Origin of the sequence: Peribacillus loiseleuriae, assembly GCF_001183985.1 — a bacterium.
Classification (GTDB): domain Bacteria; phylum Bacillota; class Bacilli; order Bacillales; family DSM-1321; genus Peribacillus; species Peribacillus loiseleuriae.
In genome coordinates, this window is the sequence record NZ_LFZW01000001.1 from 4,711,230 (window position 1) to 4,735,401 (window position 24,172).

Sequence of the window (24,172 nt, forward strand, 5' to 3'; positions counted from 1 at the left end):
TTTTTTTCGATTGACAATCTTTTCATGCATTTGTCGAATTTAGACGTCTCATTCCATTACCCTATTCATTTAGAAGAATGTTTATTCATCCATTCTACTGTAATAGGCGTTTTTGTGATCACGTTCTGCAATTTCTTGTCGGCGTTGTTCTTCTTTTTCAACCGCTGCCAAATCGGCGCGAATGGAATGTGTACAATTCATGCACAGCCTTCCTTCCTTGATCAGCGTTCCGCATTTTTCACATGGATATCCAAGATTCGGGAATTGAGACAAACGCAATCTACCCTTTTTGACAAATTTAATGAGCAACTCTTCTGTCACACCTGTTGCGTCCACAACTTGTTGCATCGTTGCAGTACGGTTTACGGCTTTACGAATATATTTATAAACAATATCAAATTGAACTTCTTCTTCTTTATAGCATGCATTACATACGTCACGAAATGCTGATTTCACAAACACCGTATTGCAATTTGCACAATTGGTTAACTCCATCTTGTTGCTCCCCTTTCAAGATTCCCGAACTCTTTGACTCTTATATCGACCAAAGCCGGATAAATATGAAGCGGTTGATAAAAAAACAGCTATGAGTGTCTGCTCGACAATCCGACGAGGAAAAAGGGTCAGATTTACACATTGCACAACTTCATAAGGAGAGAAGCCTCACAGAAACGCTTCTATCTAGCAAGTGTGAGTGAGTGAATGTCAGCAGCACCCGCGAGCTTGAGCGCTTTAGCTGCGTGTCTTAGTGTTGATCCGGTTGTGTAAATATCATCAAGTAGGAGAATTCTTTGACCTGACATAATCTCGGGGTCCGTTATTTGAAAGACTTGTGGCAAATTAATTCGGTCGCGGCGAGATTTCTTTGATTGCTTTTCTGAATGAATTCTCGTAAGTGGCTGGATACATGCTTGCCCCGCTGTAACAGCCAACGCTTCCGCTTGATTAAAGCCACGTTCTTGTAACCGTTCATGACTGAGAGGAATGACCACAATCGAATCAAAGGTTAATGGAAGTAGCGCATCCTTGATAAAAGGGGAAAATGCTTCAGCAATGGCATAGTCACCGCGGTATTTGAATTTAGCAATCTGTTCTTTCATAAAGTCATTATAATGAAATAGCGATCGATTCGCCGTTAGAAATCCTTGCCAATTCGGATTCTGTTCCCAACGATGGCAATCTAAGCAAAGCGTATCTCTTCGGAACTCAGCTGACAAGACTCGTGAGCAGATTTGGCACAACTCTCCACTTATTGGATCAAGCTTTCTGAAACATTCCGCACAGATTGACCTCTCTTGTTCCTTCATCAGCAAATTCTTCCACGATACCTTTTGTGTGATTCCTTGATCACAAAGCAGACAGAGATACGGTGTTAGGATAGACAAATCAAACATCAAGCAACCCTCGCTTGCTTGCTTCACGGTTCATGTTTTCAATATGCAAAATTGCTTTCACCATTTCCTCGCTTTTTCCGTAATGAAAGAAAGTAATATTTCCGATTGGATGGTCCACGCTTCTTCCTACTCTACCGGAAATCTGAACAAGCGCACTTTCTACAAACACTTGATGCTCCGCGCCAATTACCGCAACATCCAATCTAGGAATCGTCACACCCCGTTCCAAAATCGTCGTTGTTAGCAATCCAGGAATCTCTCCATTACGAAGCAGCGTGACCTTTTCTTTCCGCTCAGGATCTTCCGAATAGACAGCAAGCAGACGGGGTTCGATTTCCTGAAACAGAGGCAGGCTTTCTTTCATCACTTTAATGCTCGGAAAAAATAAGAGAATGGGGATATTGCATTCAATCCGGTCACGAACCCAGGATTGGATTTGTGGCGGAATTTGCTTTTTCTGAAACTGCTTTTGCCAATTGCCGCTCCATTTCATCGTGGGGACGGGAATCGGCTTTCGGTGGTAGCGTGCTGGAATCGTTACCGCTTGAAGTGTCCCTTTTCGATATGCATTCTGCATTTGTCGTGATGGTGTGGCGGTTAAATAGATCGTGGCAGACGTTTGTTTTTTTGCTTTCTGTACGGCTTGTTGAAGGGAAGTGTCCATGGAATACGGAAAGGCGTCGACTTCATCGATAATAATCGTATCAAAAGCATTAGAGAAACGATAAAGCTGATGTGTTGTTGAAACAGTGAGTGGTGCAGCTAAATGCCTATCTTCACTGCCCCCATACAGAGCTGCGACTTCCACATTTGGAAAAGCACGTTTAAGTCGTGGCGTAAGTTCGAGTACCACATCGGTTCGCGGTGTGCAGATACAAACTCGCTTATCACTTGAAATCGCTGTCTCCATTCCTTTGAACAACACCTCAGTTTTTCCGGCTCCGCAAACCGCCCAAATCAGGACTTCTTCATTTTGTTCGACTGCGGCAACTACTCGATCTGACGCTGTTTTTTGCCCATCAGAAAGCGTTCCAGCCCAAGCCATTACTCTAGGGGGAATAGGAAAATGGAGTTCAGGTCCAATCCATAAATAAAGCTTAGAACATTCACTTACACGCCCCATCATGATGCAGGAACGACAATACGTGCAATTTTTTTGACAAATCTTACAAGGAAACGTGTAAAACAGCTGTTGATTTCGATTGCTACAGCGCGAACAGTCATATTTGCCGTTTTCACGACTGACACCTGCTTTTGTGGTGACATAGCCTGCTTCGATATGTTCTGTCAATCGTTCAGGGGAAAAGGGAATTTCAGCAGCTAGTAATAGTCGACCTGATAAGTGGTGCTGCAGTTCCGGGGAATATGGGGTGGTAATGTGAGGGGGAATCATCAGGGGAAAACCTCCTATTATTTTTTCGTCATCTTTATATTCGCTACACGTTAAATGGATCCCTGCCAACAAAATGAAAGCAAGGGTCAGAACCCGCAATAATGAAAGACAGTATAAGATAAGGCATAAAACACTTCATACTGATTTAGAGTGCGAGGTCAGACCCTTTCCATTAATTTGGCTGGAGTATTCTTTTTTGCAGCAGTGTTTTAAACGCCTGATTTGGAACCGGACGACTAAATAAATACCCTTGAATTTGATGGCATTCTTCTTTTTTAAGGATGTCTAATTGCTGAATCGTCTCTACTCCTTCAGCAACCACCTTTATTTGCAAACCTTTTGCTAAATAAATAATCGATTTTGCGATAAACATATCTTGATCACTATGAATCATATTTTGAATGAATGACTTGTCAATTTTAATGACATCAAATGGGAATTGAGTTAAATAAGAAAGAGAAGAATAGCCTGTACCAAAGTCGTCTAAAGAAATGGTGATTCCCATATCCTTTAATGCGTTCATTGTGTTTTTCGCGATTTCTTTATTATTCAAGCAAGAGCTTTCGGTCATTTCGAATTCGAGATCTTGTGGATAAATACCCGCTTCTTGAATCGTTTTCTCTATTGTGTGAAGCCAATCTTGTTTCATAAAATGGACAGCGGAAATATTAATCGAAATCGGCACAGTAAATAGTTGTTCTTCTTTCCATTCTTTTAGTTGTTTACATACTTCGCTCAAGACCCAATCATCGATATGGACAATTAAACCGTTTTCTTCAGCAATAGGGAGAAATTCCATTGGAGATACGAGTCCCCACTCTGGATGTTCCCAACGGATAAGCGCTTCAGCACTCATTATTTCACCGGTACAAGTGTCTACTCGAGGCTGAAAATGCAACGTCATCTCGTTATTTTCCAATGCCTTTCTTATGTCTCGTCCCAAGCTATAAGATTTATAGGAATCGATACTGCTAGCACGAGATATAATGTGATACTTACTTTCTCCTTGTTTCTCAGCTTTGTTTAACGCAATATCCGCATTGCTTAATAAGTCTGAGCTATCTGTTCCGTTATCCGGAAACATACTAATCCCAATACTGATAGTGACGTATAATTCATAGCCGTTTATCAAAAATGGTTCAATTAAGCCATCGATCATTTGATTTGAAATCATTTCAAGTGATTCAATCGATTCCAAGTTCGCGACTAATACACCGAATTCATCGCCTCCGAGACGAGCAAGCATATTTTTTGATGGTAATAGTGAAGCAAGACGGACAGAGATTTGACATAATAATTCATCACCACTTGGGTAGCCGATTGTATCATTGATATATTTGAAATGATCAACATCGATGATCATGACGGCAAATTTTCTATCGCTATTTGCGTATTCATTCGCAAGTTTCTGCAATTTTTTATTAAATTTCCTTCGATTTGGTAGCTTTGTTAAATGATCATGATAAGAAATATGCTTCACTTTTTCATGTAACAGATGTTGCTCTGTAATATCTGTAATGAGGCCATCTAATTGAATAAATGTCCCGCTAGCACCTATTGTAGGTATCATATAATCTTGTACCCACTTAATGTCACCATTCTTATGAATGATACGGTATGGATGGCGAATGGTGTTCCCTTTTGCTAACTCATCGTGTAAATCCACATATTGCTGCAAATCCTCAGGATGAATGATAGATGACCACGCCTTCTTGTTTTCCATTTCATCTACTGCATACCCACAGATTTGTTCAATCCCTTGAGAACAAAGGATAAATTGTCCAGTCTGCATATCAATAGACCAAACCCCTACATCAAGATTATTATAAATTTGAGAAAATTGCTTTTCCTTTTCCATGAGCTTGGACTCAATATGTTTACTGTTCGTGATATCTTGAACGAATCCGATGACACGAACCGGTTGGCCTTGTTCATCAAAAAAGACTTCGATTTGCACATAAACTTGACGGATAGCGCGATCCCTTCTCACGATTCTACATTCAAAATGGGCACTACCATTATTCAATAACGTTTGCTGGATTGCAAGTTCAAGCTTCGGGTGATCATCCGGATGGACAAACTCACGAATTTGCTGATGCGTTGGAGAAAAGTTCTCCTCTTCACTAATGCCTAAAATTAAACGATTTTGTTTCGAGCAATACGTTTGATCACTCCTCATGTCGTAATGGAAACTGCCAATATTACCGATTTTTTCAATCGTTTTAAAGTTTTCTTTGAATAGGAGTAACTCTCGATCATGCTCCTTTAAATCGTTACTATTTTTTATGATTACATACACTTCCATGCCATCAGCTGTCGCTATTGGAACTAGGCTAACATTCGAAAAGTTCGTGTCCCCATTTTTACAAAGAACCAAAGCATGGAACCTTTTTGTTTTACCTAAGTAAGCTTCTTTAAAATATTGTTTTTGTTCATCTGTATAATCTTTAATGAAGTTTTCTAAAAAGGATTCATGAAAGCCCTGTTCCGTATAGCCATACTGCTTTTGAAATACTTCGTTATAGGTTAGGACATTCCCATTGACATCTAATTTAATAATAGCATTCAGGTGATCGATAATTAGAGAATGATAGTTTTCCTCCCTGGTCATTGAATTCATGCTATTTCCCTTGGTTTTCCCCCGAAAAGGCTCGTTCATTTCAATAATCCCTCTCATTTTTGCATTTCATTATTGATTACCACAAGAAAGGTCCCCAAAAAGGTGGACATACGATTTTCAATAAAGTTATATGTCAATTTCCATGAAAAAATAGTTTAATCTTGGCCTTACGTTCCTACAACGTTAGTATCATATATATCTCAACAAATAGAATCTACCTTTTATGTTTTTATTTGCTAATAATACCACATCTTTGAACTAAATGATTCCTTGGGAAAAGCAAAATTGAGAGGATGTCCCAAAAGGGTCTGACCTCACACTCTATACACGGTTTATTGTGTCATTTACACGCCATATAAACGATATATAGTAGATGTGGGATCTGAACCTCTCGTTATGGGACAGCCTCTCTCGACAAAATTTTTATTACACTTTAAATCTCCCAATTTGCGCTTGTAATTCTTCAGCCATGAGAGAGAGGGTGGCTGCGGATGATGTGATTTCTTCCATCGATGCTAGTTGTTCCTCCGTTGCCGCCGCTACATTTTGTGTGCCCGATGCCGCTTCTTCGGCAATTTCAGCTAATAGCTTTTCTGATTGGAGGACTTGTTCAGACCCTGCTGAAAGCTGTTGGGAAGCTGCAGAAACTTCCTGTAATTGCGCAGATATCTCATCAACAGAATAGCGAATTTGTGCAAAGGATTCCCCGGCTTTATTCACTACACCGATTCCGTCAGTCACTTCACTTGTTGTTTGTTCCATAGATTGAACAGCAAGGTTTGTCTCATCTTGGATTAATGTGATAAGCCCTGAAATATTCTGGGCCGATTCAGCGGATTGTTCGGCTAGTTTGCGTACTTCATCAGCTACTACAGCAAACCCTCTGCCATGTTCACCCGCCCTTGCCGATTCGATCGCAGCATTTAATGCAAGTAAATTCGTCTGCGAGGCAATATTTGTAATGGCCTCTATAATATTCCCAATCTCTTTTGAACGTTCACCTAATCCTTTTACAATTTGTGATAATTGCGTAACGGTCAAGTTAATCGAATTCATTTGTTCGATTGTCGTTTGAATCGCTTCATTACCTTCCACAGCTTTTTGTGAAGTTTCTACCGAATTGGCAGATATATCTTGAGCACGAGAAGCAATCTGTTGAATACTTAATGCCATTTCTTGTACGACCTTCGAACTCTCTTCTGTACTTCTCACCTGCTGCTCTGCTCCCGAAGCCACTTCCTGAATGGTGTTTGCAATTTGTTCACTCGCTTTACTCGACTCTTCTGAACTCGCAGTCAATTCTTCAGAGGCAGCAGCCACTTGTTCAGAAGTGATATTTACCTGCGCCATCAACTCGCGTAACTTCAATATCATTTTATTAAAAGAAAGCGTTAATTGACCAATCTCATCTTTGGAGCGATAGCTTCCTTCAACGGTTAAATCACCATTTTCCGCATTTTCCATAAGTCCCTGAATTTCTTTAACTGGATTGACGATCATACGAGTAATAATAAATCCAATCACGCCTTTTAACACAATAAAAAGAAGAATTATGGTGATAATAAAATTCTTACTGTCATGACTACTTGCCGTAATGCTTTTAGCTAGTTCGTCCGCATACTGCTCCAAATACACGCCTATTTCATTCATTAATGAATTGGATTTTTCTCGTGCCGGCTTTACATCTTGTTGATATTTTGTATAACCTAAATCCTTATCGCCTGCAAGTGCCAATTTGTATACACTCTCTACCTCGTTCAAATATCTCTGATACTCGGTCTTAAATTGAGAAAGGTATTTCACCTCGATATCAGATAAAAGACTTTTATCTAACGCCTGAATCAACGTTTCATTATCCTTCTTTAACGCGTCAATTTGATCTTTTAATCCCTGTTCCTCTTTTGTATTGGATGTAAGTAACAACTCCAATGTACTATTATCAATCGCCCGTGTGTTAGTGCGAATTTGACTTTGCCATTTTATAGGAAGCAAAGCCTCCCTATACATTTGATCTGATTTTTTATCCATTTGGTTCATATGGTAAAATCCAGTACCACCGATCACACCAAAGATGATGATAGAAATAAGTATTAGCACGAAAAGTTTCTTACCAATTGCAGCATTACGTAATCCCATTATTCCTACTCCTTTTCTGTAACTTTCAACGTTATTTTTCTTATTCATTTGAGCAAAGAAAGAGTCTAATTATACCTGTACACATTTTGGATAGTCTCATATTCTATCCGAAAAATATTGCGAAAACTCTGTACAGTCTATTTATTTGGCTATTCTCTCGGCAACCTGGCGATCCTTGTCCACAAGTGACTTTAGACCCACGGCTTTGCGTCCTCCCCTTTCGATGAAGTTTGCTATTTTCTAGAATAATAAAGTGAAACTTTCATCAGTGGGGCTTTCTTCATCGCCCACTGATGGTTAGTCCCGTTCTACTGTCTCTAAATCTTCGATAAAGCGACACTACGAACCCGATTGGTTCAACCAGTCGGGGATTTACAAGCTGTTTAGCCTCAACTTACTTTTTCTTGATTTTCTCACAAAAATGGAGGTGGGGTATTACAACCTATTAAGCCGGGATAAATTTCCCATATAGATTGGTGCATCGAAATTATAACATGGTCACTACCAATAAAGACAGAACCCCCTCTCAGTTTTGCAAGTAATACTTTCATACTAGTTTGAATAACAGCATAACTGATGTTAAATCATCATACTGGGTAAATGTACTCATTTATAAAAAAAGGAATAAAACCAGGCTCACATCATAAAGTTGATGGGGAAACCACTGAATTTGGTAAAAAGTCCGGGACTTTGGGAGTGAAAATGGATAGATGGTGAGTAAGCGTGTTAAGGAGCTGAGAATTTCGGATAGGTGGTTAGTCATAGAGTCGAAGTGGTGAGTAATTCCTTAAAGTTGAAGAGTAAACCGGCGAATGTTATAAAAAGCACAGAACTTAGGGAGTAAGCACCTTCCCGATGCATCATGATGTATATTAAGAATTAATCCGATCTGACGGGTCGTAACTCAACAAAAAAAACGCCCACCCCATTTCCGAGGTAAGACGTCTCACTTATACCTTATACCAGCCCATCGCCATCGATCCTTCACCAAGATGCGTGCCAATAGCAGGTCCGAAATAGCTGATCTCGAATTCAACATTTGCATATATCGCTTCGAGTTCTTTTTTCCACTTTTTCGCTTCCTCTTCACGTTTTGCATGGATAATCACTGCTTTATACGTGCCACCTTGAGCTGCGTCTTGACCGATCAAATCTGCAATGCGCTTCATGGCTTTTTTTCGAGTGCGGATCTTTTCAAAAGGAACAATCACTTTGTCTGCGAAATGAAGGATTGGTTTGACTTGAAGAAGACTGCCAATCAATGCCTGTGCACTGCTTAAACGTCCTCCACGCTGTAAATGTGCCAAGTCATCCACCATAAAATAAGCGCGTACTGATTGCTTGATGACTTCCAATCGAGCAAGAATTTCGTCTGGCCCTTTTCCAGCTAAGGCCAGTTTAGCTGCTTCAAGGACATAAAACCCCTGAACATAGCAGCTGATTTCAGAATCAAAGGTATACACATCCAGACCCTCAACCATATCTCCTGCACTAATCGCACCTTGATACGTTCCACTAATTCCGCTCGATAGATGGATACTCACGACTGCATCATACTCTTTCGCTAATTCCTCATATTTCTCGACAAATAAACCTGTTGGTGGTTGAGAGGTTGTCGGAAGCTTGTCCTCCGTTTTTACCACATTGTAAAACGCATCCGCCGTTATATCAATTTCTTCACGATACGCCTCGTTGCCGATTACTACCTGAAGCGGAACCATATGTATATGAAATTGGTTACGTATATTTTCCGGGATATATGTGGTACTATCCGTAACAACTGCCGTTTTCATAAACCACTACCATCCTTATTTCATTATTCTCGTTTATACTTAATCACCATTTTATATAAAATACCATGATTTGCATCATAATGTTGTGGTATCTTGAATTGAAAGTCGCAAAATAAACGTGGGCCTACAATTTTACATTTAGACCACCAACCCTTAGAATTGGGTTGCGAGACATCAATCCCGGTGCAGTAAAATTCTGATTTCAGATCGCAGGACCTCATTTCCGCCTCGGTAAATCCTAGTTCCAGATCGCAAGACCCACAAACAAAAATCGCCCAGCCTTAATCGGTGTAACTTCGATTAAGCTAGACGATTTCCTTTGTCTTCCTCCAACAATTCAGCGGTCGACGTCCAATCATTTCTTTATTTCACTTCAACCCAACCGTTTTTTATCGCTGAAATGACAGCTTGTGTACGGTCATTGACATTCATTTTTTGCAAAATATTGCTGACATGGTTTTTTACGGTTTTTTCACTGATAAATAGTGTTTCTCCGATTCCACGATTACTTTGGCCATCTGCTAGAAGCTGAAGCACTTCACATTCCCGGCGCGTTAAAAGATGAAGCGGTTTTCTAATTTCCGGAATATATAGGGAAGATTCTCTCTCTGTCATCTGCTCAATAGCAATTCGACGATATTCTTTAACTAGATTGTGAGTGATTTTCGGATGCAAGTACGATCCGCCGTCTGCCACTACTTTCACGGCTTCTACTAAAGCATCTGCGTCCATTTCTTTTAACAAATACCCTTGTGCCCCAGTCTGAAGTGCATGGGTTACATAATTTTCATCATCATGAATCGATAGAATGATAATCTTCATATCTGGATAGCGCTCAATGAGTAATCTGGTTGCCTCCACACCATTTACTTGTGGCATATTAATATCCATAATCACCACATCTGGTCGGTGCGTTTCTACTAAACTCATCGCCTCACAACCGTCGTCACCTTCTGCAACTACATCAAATATCGGTTCAAATTCCAGGATTTTTTTTACACCTTCGCGAAAAAGCTGATGGTCGTCTATAATGACAATACTTGTTTTCAATCGTGTTTCCCCCTCTGTCCTCTTACCATACCTAAGTTTAGTATTCTATAAAATCATTCATTCAATGGAACTGTTACTGATACAAGTGTTCCTACACCTTGATGCGAATCAATCGTCACTTCACCTTCTAGTAGCTCGACACGTTCCCTCATCCCCATTAATCCAAATGATCCTGCTTTTTGAACATCAGAATCGAAGCCAATTCCATCATCCTTCACCATCACTATGACCATTTCTTTCGTCATCAATAACTTGACCTGGATGCTTTTCGGTTTCGCATGCTTCAACGCATTTTGAATGGATTCTTGTACGAGGCGGAATAGTGCGACCTCCATATCAGACGGCAGTCTTTTTTCTTCACCTGAGTTTATAAATGTCATGCGTATACCTTGGTTGTAGTCTTCAGTCGTTTGTAGGTATTTTCTTAGGGTAGGTATTAACCCTAGATCATCGAGTGCCATTGGACGTAGATCATAAATAATTCGGCGCACTTCATACAGCGCATTTCTGACCATCACCTTCAAGTTCCGAATTTCTATGATGGCCTCGTCGCCGCCTCTTTCCCGATAAATACGGTCAATTAAATCGGATCGCATCATGACGTTTGCCAGCATCTGTGCCGGTCCATCGTGAATTTCACGAGAAAGCTTCTTGCGCTCTTCTTCCTGAGCTTCAATGATTTTTAACCCAAAGTCCTGTTTACGCTTCGCATCTTCAAGCGCTGGACCCACTTGTTTCAAATCACTCGTTAAGTAATTTAAGACAACAGAAATTTGTGAAACAAGATGCTCGGCCCGATCAATGGTCTGTTCAAGCCCGCGCAACCTTCTTTCTAAATCATCCCTGCGTAGCCGCAATTGTTTCTCAATTTGACTATTCAACTGTAAATCCGCTTGAAGTTTATGTGCAACCTCATAAGCATCGCGAACTTGTTGTTCAGAATAATTATTGAAATACTTGCTCACTTCCGAAAGGCGTTTTCTTGATAATCGAGCTTTTTTTTCGAGCACATCGCATTCTTCTATCACGATGGCGACCTGGATTTTCACTTCTCCAAGCTCCGTCGTTATCGCTTCAAAATCACGAAGGCATTGCTCTTTTATTTCAAATATTTCAACTTTGCTGTCTCCAACAGTCGTGATCATCGTTTCAACTATCATGTCCAAATCTTTTAGATCCATTTTTTTCAGGGACATTTAGATTCCTCCGATTACATCCAGCCTTTTGGTTGGTTTATCCTGTACTGTAACGCCAATTGACGGATTTTCACTTAATTGAATAGTAGTTAGCTGATACTTAGTAGTAATTGCCAAGGTCGATTGTCATGCAAATTACATGCAACGCTACCAAAAGCCTTGTTCATTCTTATCCTATATATGCTCTCTAAACCAGACAGCAGTTTTGACTTTCCCATTGTATCAAAGAAAAATACCAATTTACTATATCTATTATCCTAATCCATCCTATACAATAGAAGCAAACTATGAATGACTCCATTATACCTAAAAATAGGTGAGCCGTATAAGGAGTTGTAACGGGACCCCTTACAGTTCTAAGCTTCAAGCTCCTCAAGCTTTCCTTTAGAAAACTAAAGCTTGCTTTTTCATACATAATATTCTTTTAAGCATATTCTTATTATCTAGATATTAAAAAAGGCTGTAGAACAATAGACCTTATTATACCACGAAGAAAACAGCCTAATATTAAAATTTCTTTACATACCTTACTATCCTATGACTTTTAAGAAAAATGAACTACTCCCCTCACATTATCGTACAATCACATGCCCAGCGAAAATTGCAGCACCATGACGAAAGCCTTATAATGAAGAAAAAGCAAACTACTATTTTTTAGCAAAGAAAGGAGCTACAATGCTACAATCCTACCTAACAGTAAAAGGCAAAGGGGAACATGAAATCATCATTGAAAAATCCCGCTTCATTTCTCATATTGCGCGTACCGAATCAGAAGAAGAAGCTCAGGCCTTCATTCAACATATCAAAAAATTGCACAAAGATGCTACACATAACTGTTCTGCCTATTTAATCGGCGAGCATGATCAAATTCAAAAGGCACTCGACGATGGTGAACCAAGCGGTACAGCTGGCGTTCCAATTCTTGAAGTATTGAAGAAAAAGGGACTTAAAGACACCACAGTCGTTGTTACTCGGTATTTTGGCGGAATCAAGCTTGGTGCAGGCGGCCTAATTCGCGCCTACAGTAAATCAACATCTGAAGGCATTGATGCAACTGGAGTCGTTGAAAGAAAACTCATGCGTGTAATTGCCACATTTATTGACTATACCTGGCTTGGTAAACTTGAAAATGAACTCCGATCCTCTATTTATAAAGTAAAAGAAATTCATTATCTTGAAAATGTAATCATTGAAACATATGTCGAAGAGACTGGCAAGGAAGCATTTATGACTTGGATGACAGAATTGACCAATGGCCAGAGCCGGATGGAAGAGGGGGAACAGCTGTACCTTGAGCGAGAAAAGTAGCACTATATTTTTCAACGCCTTCCTATTTCCTGCTATAATTCATTTTACGAAACAGTATAAAAATTGTAGAATGTTGTAGAGTATAGTTTGCCGAAATACATTTGACTTTACACATGAAGGAGAAGAAATATGTCGAACCAACGCTTATACAGGGTTACCAAGAGAAGGCGCAAGCGCAAGCGTAAAAAACTGGTTGCATGGTTCTTGGTGCCACTACTATTATTACTAACAGTCACTGGCACTGCCTATGGCGCGTATCTGTACAATAAAGCTGCTGCTACCATTGATAATTCTTATGAGTCAATTGCCCCCTCCTCTAAACGTGAAGCAAAGGTCGATCCTGGTGTGGATAATACATCGATCCTGTTCATAGGTGTGGATGATAGCGAAAAGAGAGATTACAAAGAGTCCGCAAGATCGGATGCTTTAATCCTTGCTACATTTAACAAGAAAGAGAAATCTATTAAACTAGTAAGTATTCCACGTGATTCCTATGTTTATGTTCCCAAAAAGGACCGGTATACGAAAATTACCCATGCACATGCATATGGTGGTCCTCAAGTTACCGTTGATACAGTTGAACACTTGCTTGATATTCCAGTTGATTATTATGTTCGGATGAACTTCTACGCGTTCATCGATGTCGTCGATGCTCTAGGCGGAATTGAAGTCGATGTTCCTTATGAATTTAAAGAACAGGATTCACATGACTCGGCTGCAGCGATCCATCTAAAAGCCGGTCTACAGAACTTGGATGGTGAAGAAGCGTTAGCACTTGCACGGACACGTAAGAAAGATAGTGATCTTTTCAGAGGACAACGGCAGCAAGAGATTCTTCAAGCCATTGTCAAAAAAGCAACAACTGTTCACGCTGTAACGAAGTATCCAGATATCATCGAAGCTGTCGGTGATAATATGAAAACAAACTTAACTTTTGCAGAAATGAAGGCATTTATCGAATATGCTACTGCTGGTAATAACTTATCCATGGAAAACCTTCAACTTGAGGGAGTGGACGGTAGAGAAGATGGTGCGTATGTCTTTAAACTGGATAAAGATAAGCTAACAGATCTGAAAAATGGATTGAAACAACACCTCGGCCTTACAAGCACGAGCCTTAGTGATTCTCGCTAAGAAAACAAAACAGAATAAATACAGAAGGCTGTCTCATAACCCACATCTACTATATATCGAAATAAGCGGTGTATAGAGTGTGAGGTCACCCTTGAAACAGCCTTCTTTTTAATTTATTAATCGATTAAAAAAGCTTGTAGACTCATTCCGTATTTCAGGAGTTTGTCTACAAGCTATATTCTGCTTCAGGAGAAGTTATTTATTATCGATTTTTCATACCATTGTTTCGAGAACTAATGAATCGTAAAATTGGCTGATATTCTTTTCCGATCAAACCAACTTTTTCAACAATTATCTCGATAGCAAGCACTAACACTGCGATCATGAATAACGCTCCCCACATTGTAGCCATGGAGAATATAAAGGCAGCTAGTCCACAGCAAGCAGCCATTGCATAAATAAGCAAGACAGTTTGTTTATGTGAAAAGCCAATTTCCAATAAACAATGATGCAGATGCGATTTATCCGGAGCTGATAACGGCTTTTTATGCTTAATTCGACGAATTATCGCAAAAAACGTATCAGAAATTGGTACTCCGAGAATAATAATAGGTACAATCAAGGAAATCGCTGTAACGTTCTTAAATCCTAACAAAGAAAGAACAGCAATCATGAATCCTAAAAACAGTGCACCCGTATCACCCATAAATATTTTTGCAGGATGAAAATTATAAGCTAAAAACCCAAGAGTGCTTCCTAAAAGGATGAACGCTACGCTGCTTACAAAAACATCCCCCTCTAAAAACGCCATACCAGAAATAGTGATTAATGCAATCGATGAAACACCAGCAGCTAGACCATCGAGACCATCAATCAAGTTAATAGCATTAGTAATACCAACAATCCAGACAATTGTTAATGGAATGCTTAGAATGCCGAATTCAATTACGCCACCAAATGGCAAGTTAATAAAATGGACTTGAGCTCCGCCAAGTACAACAATCAACGCTGCGATAATTTGGCCGAGTAGCTTAACCTTAGCTGAAAGCTCGCGCATATCGTCGATAATCCCAGTAACGATAATAATTAAACTTCCGATTAACAGTGGAATCGTCAACTCGTCCGTTGGTCTCAAGAATACCCAGCCGATGAGAAAACTAATATAAATTGCTAAACCGCCAAGACGCGGCATAATCTTTTGATGGACCTTACGTTGATTGGGCTTGTCTGTTGCACCAATCTTGAATGCAAATTTTTTAACTAAAGGTGTAATAATTAACGATGCAATAAAACATAGTAGCAAGGTAAGGTAAACCATGGAGTACCTCCTTAAAAATATCTTATCCAATTTTAGATTAAAGAATGAGTACATAGGAACATTTCATTTATTTGGCAGTTTATGAAATTGTTACCTGACGTTATTCTCTTTTTTCCTAGTCTAATCAACAAAAACTGATATCACCACATATATTACTAGAATTCTAATAAACTTACAAACTTTTTTTATTTAATATACCATTTATACACTTTTTCCAGAGGAAATTCCCAAAAAAATATTGTATAATTTTTACAGTTTTTTACTATGTATAGCAAATACCTGTTATTTTTGGTAAGATTATTAATTGAAAGAAAGATTAAATCCTAATAATTAAGGAGCGTTTTACATGTTGTCCTTTCTGAAAAACACCTTTGGCGATACCAATCAAAAAAGGCTTACTAAATATTATAAAATGGTGGATGAAATCAATGCTTTAGAGCCAAAATATATCCAATATTCCGATGAGCAGCTTAAAGACATGACAACCCAATTTAAAGATGATTTAACAAATGGGCAATCGATTGATGATATAAAATTGGATGCCTTTGCTGTAGTCAGAGAAGCTTCCAAGCGTGTACTTGGAATGAGACACTTTGATGTGCAAATGATCGGTGGGCTTGTATTAACAGAAGGAAATATTGCGGAAATGGCGACAGGGGAAGGTAAAACACTTGTTGCTTCTCTTCCAAGCTATTTGCGTGCTCTTGAAGGTAAAGGTGTCCATGTCATTACCGTCAATGATTACTTAGCGACACGAGATCGCGAGAAAATTGGCCAAATTCATGAATTCCTAGGACTAACGGTCGGTTTAAATGTTCCAAATATGCAGCCCGATGAAAAGAAAGCGGCCTATCTTGCTGACATCACGTACGGAGTGGGAACGGAATTCGGTTTTGATTACTTACGCGATAATATGGCTGTAAGTATCGCAGATAAAAGTCAAAGACCTCTTCATTATGCCATCATTGATGAAGTGGACAGCGTACTTGTGGACGAAGCAAAAACTCCATTAATTATCGCTGGTAAAACACAATCTAATAGCGATTTGCAGCATATTGCTTCTCGCCTTGCAAAACGCTTCAAGATAGATGAAGATTATACATTTGATCCGGAAACGAAAGCAACAAGCTTGACAGATGAAGGCGTAGAGAATGTCGAAAAAGCATTTGGAATCGACAATCTTTATGACTTAGAGCATCAAACACTCTTCCATTATGTCATTCAAGCAGTTCGTGCCCATGTTATGTTTGAAAAAGATGTCGATTATATTATTAAAGATGGGGAGATTTTGTTAGTCGACATCTTTACTGGTCGAGTAATGGAAGGTCGGTCTTTAAGCGATGGTTTGCACCAAGCGATTGAAGCCAAAGAAGGAATTGAGATTACAGAAGAAAATAAAACGCAAGCTTCTGTTACGATTCAGAACTACTTTAGAATGTATTCCATGCTCTCTGGAATGACAGGTACAGCTAAAACGGAGGAAAAAGAATTTCAAAATGTTTACGGCATGGACGTTATTCAGATTCCAACAAACCGTGACAAAATTCGTGTTGATTATAACGATATGATCTATCTGACACTGGACGATAAATACAAAAAAGTAGCTGAAGAAGTGAAACGGATCCATGCTACTGGACAACCGATCTTAATTGGGACGACTTCTATCCTCCAATCAGAAAAAGTGGCGACCTATTTAGAAAAAGATCAGTTGCCATATAAATTATTGAACGCAAAAAGCGTGGAGCAAGAAGTAGAAATGATTGCGATGGCTGGACAACGGGGCCAAATTACGATTGCTACCAATATGGCCGGTCGTGGAACCGATATTTTACTTGGAGAGGGCGTAGCCGAACTCGGTGGTTTATACGTCATCGGCACGGAAAGACATGAGAGTAGGCGTGTAGACAACCAATTGCGTGGACGTGCTGGGCGTCAAGGTGACCCTGGTTCCTCCCAATTCTATATTTCATTAGAAGACGATATGATTAGACGATTTGCTGCAGAGGGCCTAGAAAAGCTTGAGAAAAAGCTTACATCAGATAGTACGGGCCTTATCACCTATAAAAAAATTGGTGAATTCGTCGATCGTGTTCAACGAATTGTCGAAGGTTCCCACTATTCCATGCGAGAATACAATTTAAAGCTGGATGATGTCAGCAACGAACAACGAAATATTATTTATCAATTGCGTGACCGTATTATGGAGACAGATAGCGTTGATAGTCAAATTGCTTCGCATGTTCGAAGTGCCATTCATAACGTCATTGAGCAATATTGCCCTGTGGAGAGCTCTCCTGAAGAATGGCGGATAGATGAACTGATTTCAAAAGTAAATGAACTTCTGCCTGGCTACCCTATTACTCTGCCAGACTCGATTCAAAGTAGAAAAGAAATAGAAGAAGCCATAGAGACTAACCTGGACAGATACATTAAAAGGATTGAAGCCGACCCAGAGTTGCAACAATCATTGAAAACCTGGTTATTAAATGTGATTGATATCCAATGGATTCAACATTTAGAAAGCATGGCTCGACTGAAAGAAGGCATTGGGTTACGCCAATATCAACAAGAAGATCCATTACGTCTCTACCAAAAAGAAGGACTTGAATTATTTACACATACATTTAATACCATTGAAACAGAAATGGCTGAACAAATTGGTCGTCTCATTCAAATGGCTAACAACCAAGTGGAAGCATAAGAACCGATACGACTATCCCAACAACAGTAAAGGTCAGATCCCGCAAAAACTAAATCTAGTATAAGATAAGCGTACGGAACATTACATACTAATTTAGTGTGCGAGGCCTGACCTATATAAAATATCCTCTTTTCTATATTTCTTTATACTAAAAGGAGTTGGCAATTCATGGCCTCAATTTTCAATAAAAACAAGAATAAACTTAAAAAAGAAGGAAAAGATACAGTCATTTCTTCTAGTGATCTACTAAATGAAACGGAAGTTCAAACAGATGAAGAGATTATGACCGAGTTATCAGTCCATCCTCAGTGGAATCTGTCAAGCGAACAAAACTATGTATATCGTTTCCTAAACAATGAGCTTGAACCTTTGAAACCGAATCAAATTTCATTAGCAGGCATTGAATTGCGTTTTGAAAATAACGAAGCAACAGCGATTGCGTTTGTTCGTAACAGCTTAAATAAAGACATCACATTTCAAGAAGTTTCACTATTGCTTTTGGATGAGAATAAAGAAACCATTGCTAGACATTCCTTTGATATGAGCCTACTAGGAGAACTTCCTGCTAGAAGCAGCCGTCCATGGATGTTCGTCTTCCCTGCTGACACTGTTTCGAAAACGGAATTCTCTACAAAGGACTGGACAATCGCTTTTGAACTTAAAACAAAACATAGGCTTGATCTTGCTGAATCTTGGGAAAAGGGTTTGCCTGAAGCCGAACGCAAAAACTTGGAAAATTATGTAGATAAAATCGATCCACCACGCGCAGGTGAAATGAATTTCCTTGGCCTACAAGCGAAGACAACGGAACAAGGCGACCTCCATGTCACCATTTTAATTCGTAATGGACATGACAAAAACGTTAAGATTGAAAAACTGCCTTTAGAAATTATCGACGCTTCTCAAGAAGTGGTTGCAAAAGGCGGCTTTTCATTAGACGATTTAGAAATTAAGGCCAATACATCAAAGCCTTGGACATTTATTTTCCCAGCAAGCATGGTTCTAAAAGAAGACATGGACTTATCGACATGGTCTGCTCAACCCGTTCAATAAAAGCGTAAAGAAAGAAGGGCATCCTTCTTTCTTTACGCTTTTTTCTGCTATCAGGTTTAGAATCAATGATTCCTTACCTGACAGTTTCCCGCTTATACTGAGAGACGAATCCGGCACGTTTCTTACATCTTTTATCGATTTAAAGACTGGACCATCTGAAGTTTTATCGCTTGGCTCAAGGATGGATACTGGCGTTTATTGCATATTCACTCTAAGTAAATACGGATCAACGCTTGCATTTCCATAACTGTCTTTCACTTCGATATGATACTTGCCTTTTTTAAGATTCAAGTATAGGATCTCCTCATCACCAGCACCATAATAATCAGCCTGTGCGATTAATTTACCATTTTGGTAGACAGATATCATTCCGTCTGTGACTTTCCCACCAGCCAATTTTATGACGCCAGAGCTATCTTTCGTTGCTTCGTATTCATACCAGTCCGAATCGCCGTTCGGAACGCCGGCATTAAAATAACCTTTGGCACTTTGAAGCGCAGAATTCTTATCCTTTGTCAATTTCAATGGTTTAGAAGGAACATTATTCTTCACAATTGAACCTGCATCTTCATCTTTAGTAGGTGCATCCTTAAAGGTAAAGGTATACGGTATCAATGAGAATGGCAGCATGTCCCTAAAATAGCCTTCTGTGATGATAAAGTAGTTATGACCTTTTTTCACATTAATGGATCCATAAATGTAGCCGTAATTCCCTTTTTGAATATAGGTCGCATTATTGAATTCTTCATCATCCAGTTTTCGGTTATTATTTCGATCTTCAATAATCGTGACAACACCAGCATATTGACCTAATAATTCTTTAGGATACGTTTGCTTCACTTCAGCTGGATTTGTTTGTACGGTTACACCCTTTATTCCAGTTTGTGTAGCCTGATAATAGAATACATCGATATCATTCGGCATCGCAAAGTTCGCATTAAAAGTTGCACCCGGGAGATTTTTCACATTTTCGAAGGAATCATTGTCTTCATATGGATCTTCAGGATTGCTCACAATCAACTTGGTACTTATTTCATATGGATCAAATGAAATACCTGACATGTCATTAAAGAAATTGTTCTGAACGATGAATAAATAGGTTTCCCCTTTTTTCAATCCTGTGTAATTCTTCTCTTTAACACCAATGCTATAACCGCTCCAGTCCAGATTATCTCCGAAATAATTTAGATCTAGATGCTTTTCTCCATCCTTTGTTGTATCTTCTTTTACTTGATAAATTTCCATTAACGGTATTTTATTTTCTTTGTTCTTAAGGTTTAGCTCATAAATAGCCGTTTGTTTCGGATTCACTAAGAACAAGTCGATATCACTAGCATTTTGTAAATAAGCAGACGTCGATTTCCCAAGTTCATATGGAATGGATGCATCCAATTGGCTTTTGACATATGCGTTTCTCTCTTCATCGAATGGGTCTGCTACTGACTCGGCTGCAGCTCGGATATTAGCAACTTCACCAATTTCTTTCGATTGTCCTTTCATTATTCCCTCGACGGTTCCCTCTCCACCTAAGTTTGGATAATTATCTTCATCCGGAGGAAGTACCTTCGTATCAATTTTCACATGATACGGAATAAGAGATTGCTCGATTGTTGTAGAGTCATCAGAGGTTACACCCATAAATAACATTTGGATCAATTCAAAGATCCCAAAGTAATTCGAAGGTTTATTGCTTGCTTTTAATACATACGTACCTGGAGTTGCAACAAAGCTTAATACAACTGGTTCACTTGTTGCCTTACCGTACGAATACGCATATGGATCGTTATATTCTTTGCCTTCCATTAAGTTCTTCAGTATTTCTGTCTTTTCCTCTTCAGCTATAGGATTTTCTTCATTTGCAGGAAAGATATCATCCACTTTATATACGCTCAGATTTGGGTTGATTCCAGGAATACCTGACAAAGTAATTTTCACTGCTTTTTCGCCATCAATCTCAAATGTAAAGTAGTCATTATCTTCCTTGTCACCAGTGAATGTATGCTTGCCACTTGATTGATATGGCAAACCATCAATTTTAATCATATTTTCAATCGATGAATCATCCTCAGGCAATGTTTTTGCCGTTTGCACGGATAAGGAATAGTTTGATTGTTTAGAAGCTGAAGAATCATAGTTACCGTTTACATCTTTTACACCAATAGCTATTGTACCGCTAAATGGCGCTTTGACCATCTTCGCTTCCGTCTTTCCTGCACCCGTTTTATTCACTTCTATTTTTTCCGTTTTATTTTGATCACCATAAAAATGAATCATCATTTTATAATCATATTGTTTTGCCCCATCTAGCACGGTTTGAATATAGTCTCCTTCTTCCACTTTGAATTGGATCCATTTTTGTTCAAACGGTTTGGTGATTTCTCCTTTTATTACTTGTGGTTCCTCAGTTGCAGTGATCATTTTAGCTGATTTGATAATTTCACTCTTTGTCCAATTTTCTTTCACAATCTGCGTAATGTTCTTCGTATTATATTGCAAAGCAGAAACAATATTCACCAAGCCACTGCCATATTTAATATCAAATCCTTTATCTCCAAGGTCTGTTGCTGTTTGTTTTAAAATATATTTCACTTGTGTTGGCGTTAAATCTGGATATTTAGAAAGCAACAAAGCCGCAGCTCCCGCAACAACTGGAGAAGCCATGGACGTTCCGCTCATTTTAGTAAAACTTGAACCTTTGCTATAATCATAGACTGAACTATATACTTCATCTCCTGGCGCTACGAGATCGACAGAAGCTCCATATGTGGAATAGTAGGTTAATTCCGATTTCTTATCAACGGCCCCTACACTAATTACCCCTTCATAACCGGCTGGATAGTTTACAAAGTCCTCTCCGTCATTTCCTGCCGCAGCAACAATGACTACCCCTTTGTTAATAGCCGTATTCACTGCATCTTCAATTAACGGCGAAGGGAATGGCCCTCCAAGACTCATATTGATGACTTTTGCCCCATGGTCCACAGCGTAAAGGATTCCTTCAGCGATCGAGTAGTCGCTAGCAAACCATCCGTCAAACACATCTATCGGCAGAATTTTCACGTTCGGCGCGATTCCATAACCGCCAATTCCGTTGTCTTTATTCGCAGCAATAATTCCCGCAACATGTGTACCATGTGAATCCACGAAAGGCTGGCTTAAAGGATCAGTAGTATTGTAGCCAGGTAATAATGTATTTTTCAAATCAGGATGCTTCCTATCAATCCCCGTGTCAATAACAGCAACAGTTACAGGTTGTTTTCCTGCAAGTGATTGCGCTTTTGCTACATTCAGCAAAGACAAATGGTATTGCTCAATTGCTTTCGGATCTTTGATACCGAAAGACTTATATAATACACTCGGGGTAACTAATTGCACGTTATTATTTTTTTGATACTGTTGAATGACTTTGTGGATATTTTTCTTATCTTTCACTTTCACAACCGCATAGTTCAAATTCGAGAATTGTTGAATAACCGTTGCTCCAGCATTTCGATGTTCGGTCGCTGTTAATGGTTTGGTATATTTAATAATTAACTGGTCGTCACTGAATAAATTCTTTTTTTCCTGTTCAGTGGCTGCTTTATTTTTGCCTATTGAAGTAATACTTGCTGGTTTAATAGAGTTTCTTTCTGCTGCAAATACTGCAGGTGTGGCGGCTGATACTAGTAGAGCCGTACTTAAGCCCATAGCCACTATTTTTCTATAAAGTAATTTCAACCCATTTCCCCCTTTATATGTACTCTATATGATTATATATGATTTATCCTATTATGGAAATAAGTACCTATAATAAAAATAAGATTGGTTTCGACATTTTAAGCAAAGCAATGGTGACCGACTTCAATTTTCTGCTTTAATTCATTTTACGAAACAGTAAAAAAATTGTAGAATGTTGGAGAGCATAGTTTCCTAGACGCACATTAAGACTGGATTATATCCGTGAAGGAGAAAGAAAAATGTCAAACCAACGCTTATACAGGGTTACCAAAAGAGAGCGCAAGCGAAAACGCAAAAAACTTCTTACATGGTTCTTGGTGCCGCTTTTATTACTGGCAATTACCGGAACTGCCTACGGAGCGTATCTTTATAGTAAAGCTGCTTCCACTCTTGATAATTCTTATGAGGCCATTGACCCTTCCTCTAGACGTGGAACACAGGTTGACCCTGATGTGGATAATACATCGATCCTATTCATAGGAGTAGATGATAGCGAAAAGAGGGATTACAAAGAATCCGCAAGATCGGATGCCTTAATCCTTGCTACATTTAATAAGAAAGAGAAATCTATTAAGCTAGTAAGCATTCCACGTGATTCTTATGTATATGTTCCCAAAAAGGACCGATATACAAAGATTACCCATGCACATGCATACGGTGGTCCTCAGGTTACCGTTGATACAGTTGAGCACCTTCTTGATATCCCAGTCGATTATTATGTTCGGATGAACTTCTACGCATTCATCGATGTTGTCGATGCTTTAGGCGGAATTGAAGTCGATGTTCCTTATGAATTTAAAGAACAGGATTCACATGACTTGGCTGAAGCAATCCATCTAAAAGCTGGTCTACAGAACTTGGACGGTGAAGAAGCTTTAGCACTTGCACGGACACGTAAGAAAGATAGTGATCTTTTCAGAGGACAACGACAACAAGAAATCCTTCAAGCGATTATCAAAAAAGCAGCAACCGTTAAGGCAGTAACGAAGTACCCAGATATCATCGAAGCTGTCGGTGATAATATGAAAACCAATTTAACTTTTTCAGAAATGAAGGCATTTATCGAATATGCAACCTCTGGTGATAGCCTAACCATTGAAAACCTTCAACTTGAGGGAATGGATGGCAGAGAAAATGGGGCCTACGTCTTTAAACTCGATGAAGATAAGCTGAAACAACTACAAGAGGTTTTGAAACAACAACTTGAACTTACAAGCACAAGTATTGGTGACTCCAGCCAATAATAGAAAACAAACGACTTTCCGTGGAAAGTCGTTTGTTACAAAAGGGCCTGACCTCGCACTCTATTAGCAATATATAGTGGGACTTACGCTTCATTTGAACTGTATAATGTGGTTGCGGGATCTGATTCTTTCGTTAATTGTGCTCCATCCTTCACTTAGTAAGTCCAATGATCGT

The 24,172-nt window shown here is 39.2% G+C and carries 15 protein-coding genes and 1 riboswitch; of the genes, 5 read left to right on the forward strand and 10 right to left on the reverse strand.

Annotated features, from left to right (window positions below):
- Nucleotides 1-81: 81 nt before the first annotated feature.
- The 8 genes from AC625_RS21905 to AC625_RS21940 form a co-directional block, all read right to left on the reverse strand.
- Complete coding sequence (locus tag AC625_RS21905; protein ID WP_049683202.1) at nt 82-495, reverse strand: TIGR03826 family flagellar region protein; 414 nt, start codon at nt 493-495, stop codon at nt 82-84.
- A gap of 182 nt (nt 496-677) precedes the next feature.
- Complete coding sequence (locus tag AC625_RS21910; RefSeq protein WP_049683203.1) at nt 678-1,394, reverse strand: ComFC family protein; 717 nt, start codon at nt 1,392-1,394, stop codon at nt 678-680.
- Nucleotides 1,387-2,787 carry an ATP-dependent helicase ComFA gene (locus AC625_RS21915; RefSeq protein WP_156187613.1) on the reverse strand — a complete coding sequence of 467 codons (1,401 nt, stop codon included), beginning with the start codon at nt 2,785-2,787 and terminating at the stop codon, nt 1,387-1,389. The genes AC625_RS21910 and AC625_RS21915 overlap by 8 nt, the downstream gene beginning before the upstream one ends.
- Nucleotides 2,788-2,959: 172 nt before the next feature.
- The gene (locus AC625_RS21920; protein WP_218971227.1) at nt 2,960-5,446 is read right to left on the reverse strand and encodes an EAL domain-containing protein; all 2,487 of its coding nucleotides are present in this window, start codon (nt 5,444-5,446) and stop codon (nt 2,960-2,962) included.
- Between the two features lie 387 nt (nt 5,447-5,833).
- On the reverse strand, nt 5,834-7,543 hold the full coding sequence (locus AC625_RS21925; protein ID WP_049683205.1) for a methyl-accepting chemotaxis protein: 1,710 nt from the start codon (nt 7,541-7,543) through the stop codon (nt 5,834-5,836).
- Between the two features lie 156 nt (nt 7,544-7,699).
- A riboswitch (cyclic di-GMP riboswitch) is annotated at nt 7,700-7,788 on the reverse strand.
- Between the two features lie 705 nt (nt 7,789-8,493).
- Nucleotides 8,494-9,336: a DegV family protein gene (locus AC625_RS21930; RefSeq protein WP_049683206.1), complete on the reverse strand. Its 843-nt coding sequence runs from the start codon at nt 9,334-9,336 to the stop codon at nt 8,494-8,496.
- Nucleotides 9,337-9,699: 363 nt separating this feature from the next.
- Nucleotides 9,700-10,386, reverse strand: coding sequence for a response regulator (locus tag AC625_RS21935; protein WP_049683207.1), 687 nt, complete (start codon nt 10,384-10,386; stop codon nt 9,700-9,702).
- Nucleotides 10,387-10,439: 53 nt separating this feature from the next.
- A complete protein-coding gene (locus AC625_RS21940) occupies nt 10,440-11,582 on the reverse strand; it encodes a sensor histidine kinase (protein ID WP_049683208.1) in 1,143 nt (380 codons plus the stop codon).
- Nucleotides 11,583-12,257: 675 nt separating this feature from the next.
- Between AC625_RS21940 and AC625_RS21945 the strand changes: the two genes are divergently transcribed.
- Complete coding sequence (locus tag AC625_RS21945) at nt 12,258-12,890, forward strand: YigZ family protein (RefSeq protein ID WP_049683209.1); 633 nt, start codon at nt 12,258-12,260, stop codon at nt 12,888-12,890.
- A 129-nt stretch (nt 12,891-13,019) separates the two neighbouring features.
- On the forward strand, nt 13,020-14,024 hold the full coding sequence (locus tag AC625_RS21950) for an LCP family protein (protein ID WP_049683210.1): 1,005 nt from the start codon (nt 13,020-13,022) through the stop codon (nt 14,022-14,024).
- 202 nt (nt 14,025-14,226) lie between these two features.
- Here AC625_RS21950 and AC625_RS21955 read toward each other — a convergent pair whose 3' ends face one another.
- The gene (locus AC625_RS21955) at nt 14,227-15,282 is read right to left on the reverse strand and encodes a glycosyltransferase family 4 protein (RefSeq protein WP_049683211.1); all 1,056 of its coding nucleotides are present in this window, start codon (nt 15,280-15,282) and stop codon (nt 14,227-14,229) included.
- Nucleotides 15,283-15,628: 346 nt separating this feature from the next.
- Between AC625_RS21955 and secA2 the strand changes: the two genes are divergently transcribed.
- Together secA2 and AC625_RS21965 are read left to right on the forward strand one after the other, a co-directional pair.
- Nucleotides 15,629-17,983, forward strand: a complete 2,355-nt coding sequence (gene secA2 / locus AC625_RS21960; RefSeq protein WP_049683212.1) for an accessory Sec system translocase SecA2 — start codon at nt 15,629-15,631, stop codon at nt 17,981-17,983.
- Between the two features lie 168 nt (nt 17,984-18,151).
- The gene (locus AC625_RS21965; protein ID WP_049683213.1) at nt 18,152-19,036 is read left to right on the forward strand and encodes an accessory Sec system S-layer assembly protein; all 885 of its coding nucleotides are present in this window, start codon (nt 18,152-18,154) and stop codon (nt 19,034-19,036) included.
- Between the two features lie 195 nt (nt 19,037-19,231).
- Here AC625_RS21965 and AC625_RS21970 read toward each other — a convergent pair whose 3' ends face one another.
- The gene (locus tag AC625_RS21970; protein WP_049683214.1) at nt 19,232-22,753 is read right to left on the reverse strand and encodes a S8 family peptidase; all 3,522 of its coding nucleotides are present in this window, start codon (nt 22,751-22,753) and stop codon (nt 19,232-19,234) included.
- Between the two features lie 239 nt (nt 22,754-22,992).
- On the opposite strand from AC625_RS21970, the gene AC625_RS21975 reads away from it, so the two are divergent.
- A complete protein-coding gene (locus AC625_RS21975) occupies nt 22,993-23,997 on the forward strand; it encodes an LCP family protein (protein ID WP_049683215.1) in 1,005 nt (334 codons plus the stop codon).
- The last annotated feature ends 175 nt before the right edge of the window (nt 23,998-24,172 follow it).

Excerpts from the sequence above, each read along its gene's own strand:
- AC625_RS21905 (WP_049683202.1), bottom strand. The coding sequence starts at position 495 with ATGGAGTTAACCAATTGTGCAAATTGCAATACGGTGTTTGTGAAATCA.
- AC625_RS21910 (WP_049683203.1), bottom strand. The coding sequence starts at position 1,394 with ATGTTTGATTTGTCTATCCTAACACCGTATCTCTGTCTGCTTTGTGAT.
- AC625_RS21915 (WP_156187613.1), bottom strand. The coding sequence starts at position 2,787 with ATGATTCCCCCTCACATTACCACCCCATATTCCCCGGAACTGCAGCAC.
- AC625_RS21920 (WP_218971227.1), bottom strand. The coding sequence starts at position 5,446 with ATGAACGAGCCTTTTCGGGGGAAAACCAAGGGAAATAGCATGAATTCA.
- AC625_RS21925 (WP_049683205.1), bottom strand. The coding sequence starts at position 7,543 with ATGGGATTACGTAATGCTGCAATTGGTAAGAAACTTTTCGTGCTAATA.
- AC625_RS21930 (WP_049683206.1), bottom strand. The coding sequence starts at position 9,336 with ATGAAAACGGCAGTTGTTACGGATAGTACCACATATATCCCGGAAAAT.
- AC625_RS21940 (WP_049683208.1), bottom strand. The coding sequence starts at position 11,582 with ATGTCCCTGAAAAAAATGGATCTAAAAGATTTGGACATGATAGTTGAA.
- AC625_RS21945 (WP_049683209.1), top strand. The coding sequence starts at position 12,258 with ATGCTACAATCCTACCTAACAGTAAAAGGCAAAGGGGAACATGAAATC.
- AC625_RS21950 (WP_049683210.1), top strand. The coding sequence starts at position 13,020 with ATGTCGAACCAACGCTTATACAGGGTTACCAAGAGAAGGCGCAAGCGC.
- AC625_RS21955 (WP_049683211.1), bottom strand. The coding sequence starts at position 15,282 with ATGGTTTACCTTACCTTGCTACTATGTTTTATTGCATCGTTAATTATT.
- secA2 (WP_049683212.1), top strand. The coding sequence starts at position 15,629 with ATGTTGTCCTTTCTGAAAAACACCTTTGGCGATACCAATCAAAAAAGG.
- AC625_RS21965 (WP_049683213.1), top strand. The coding sequence starts at position 18,152 with ATGGCCTCAATTTTCAATAAAAACAAGAATAAACTTAAAAAAGAAGGA.
- AC625_RS21975 (WP_049683215.1), top strand. The coding sequence starts at position 22,993 with ATGTCAAACCAACGCTTATACAGGGTTACCAAAAGAGAGCGCAAGCGA.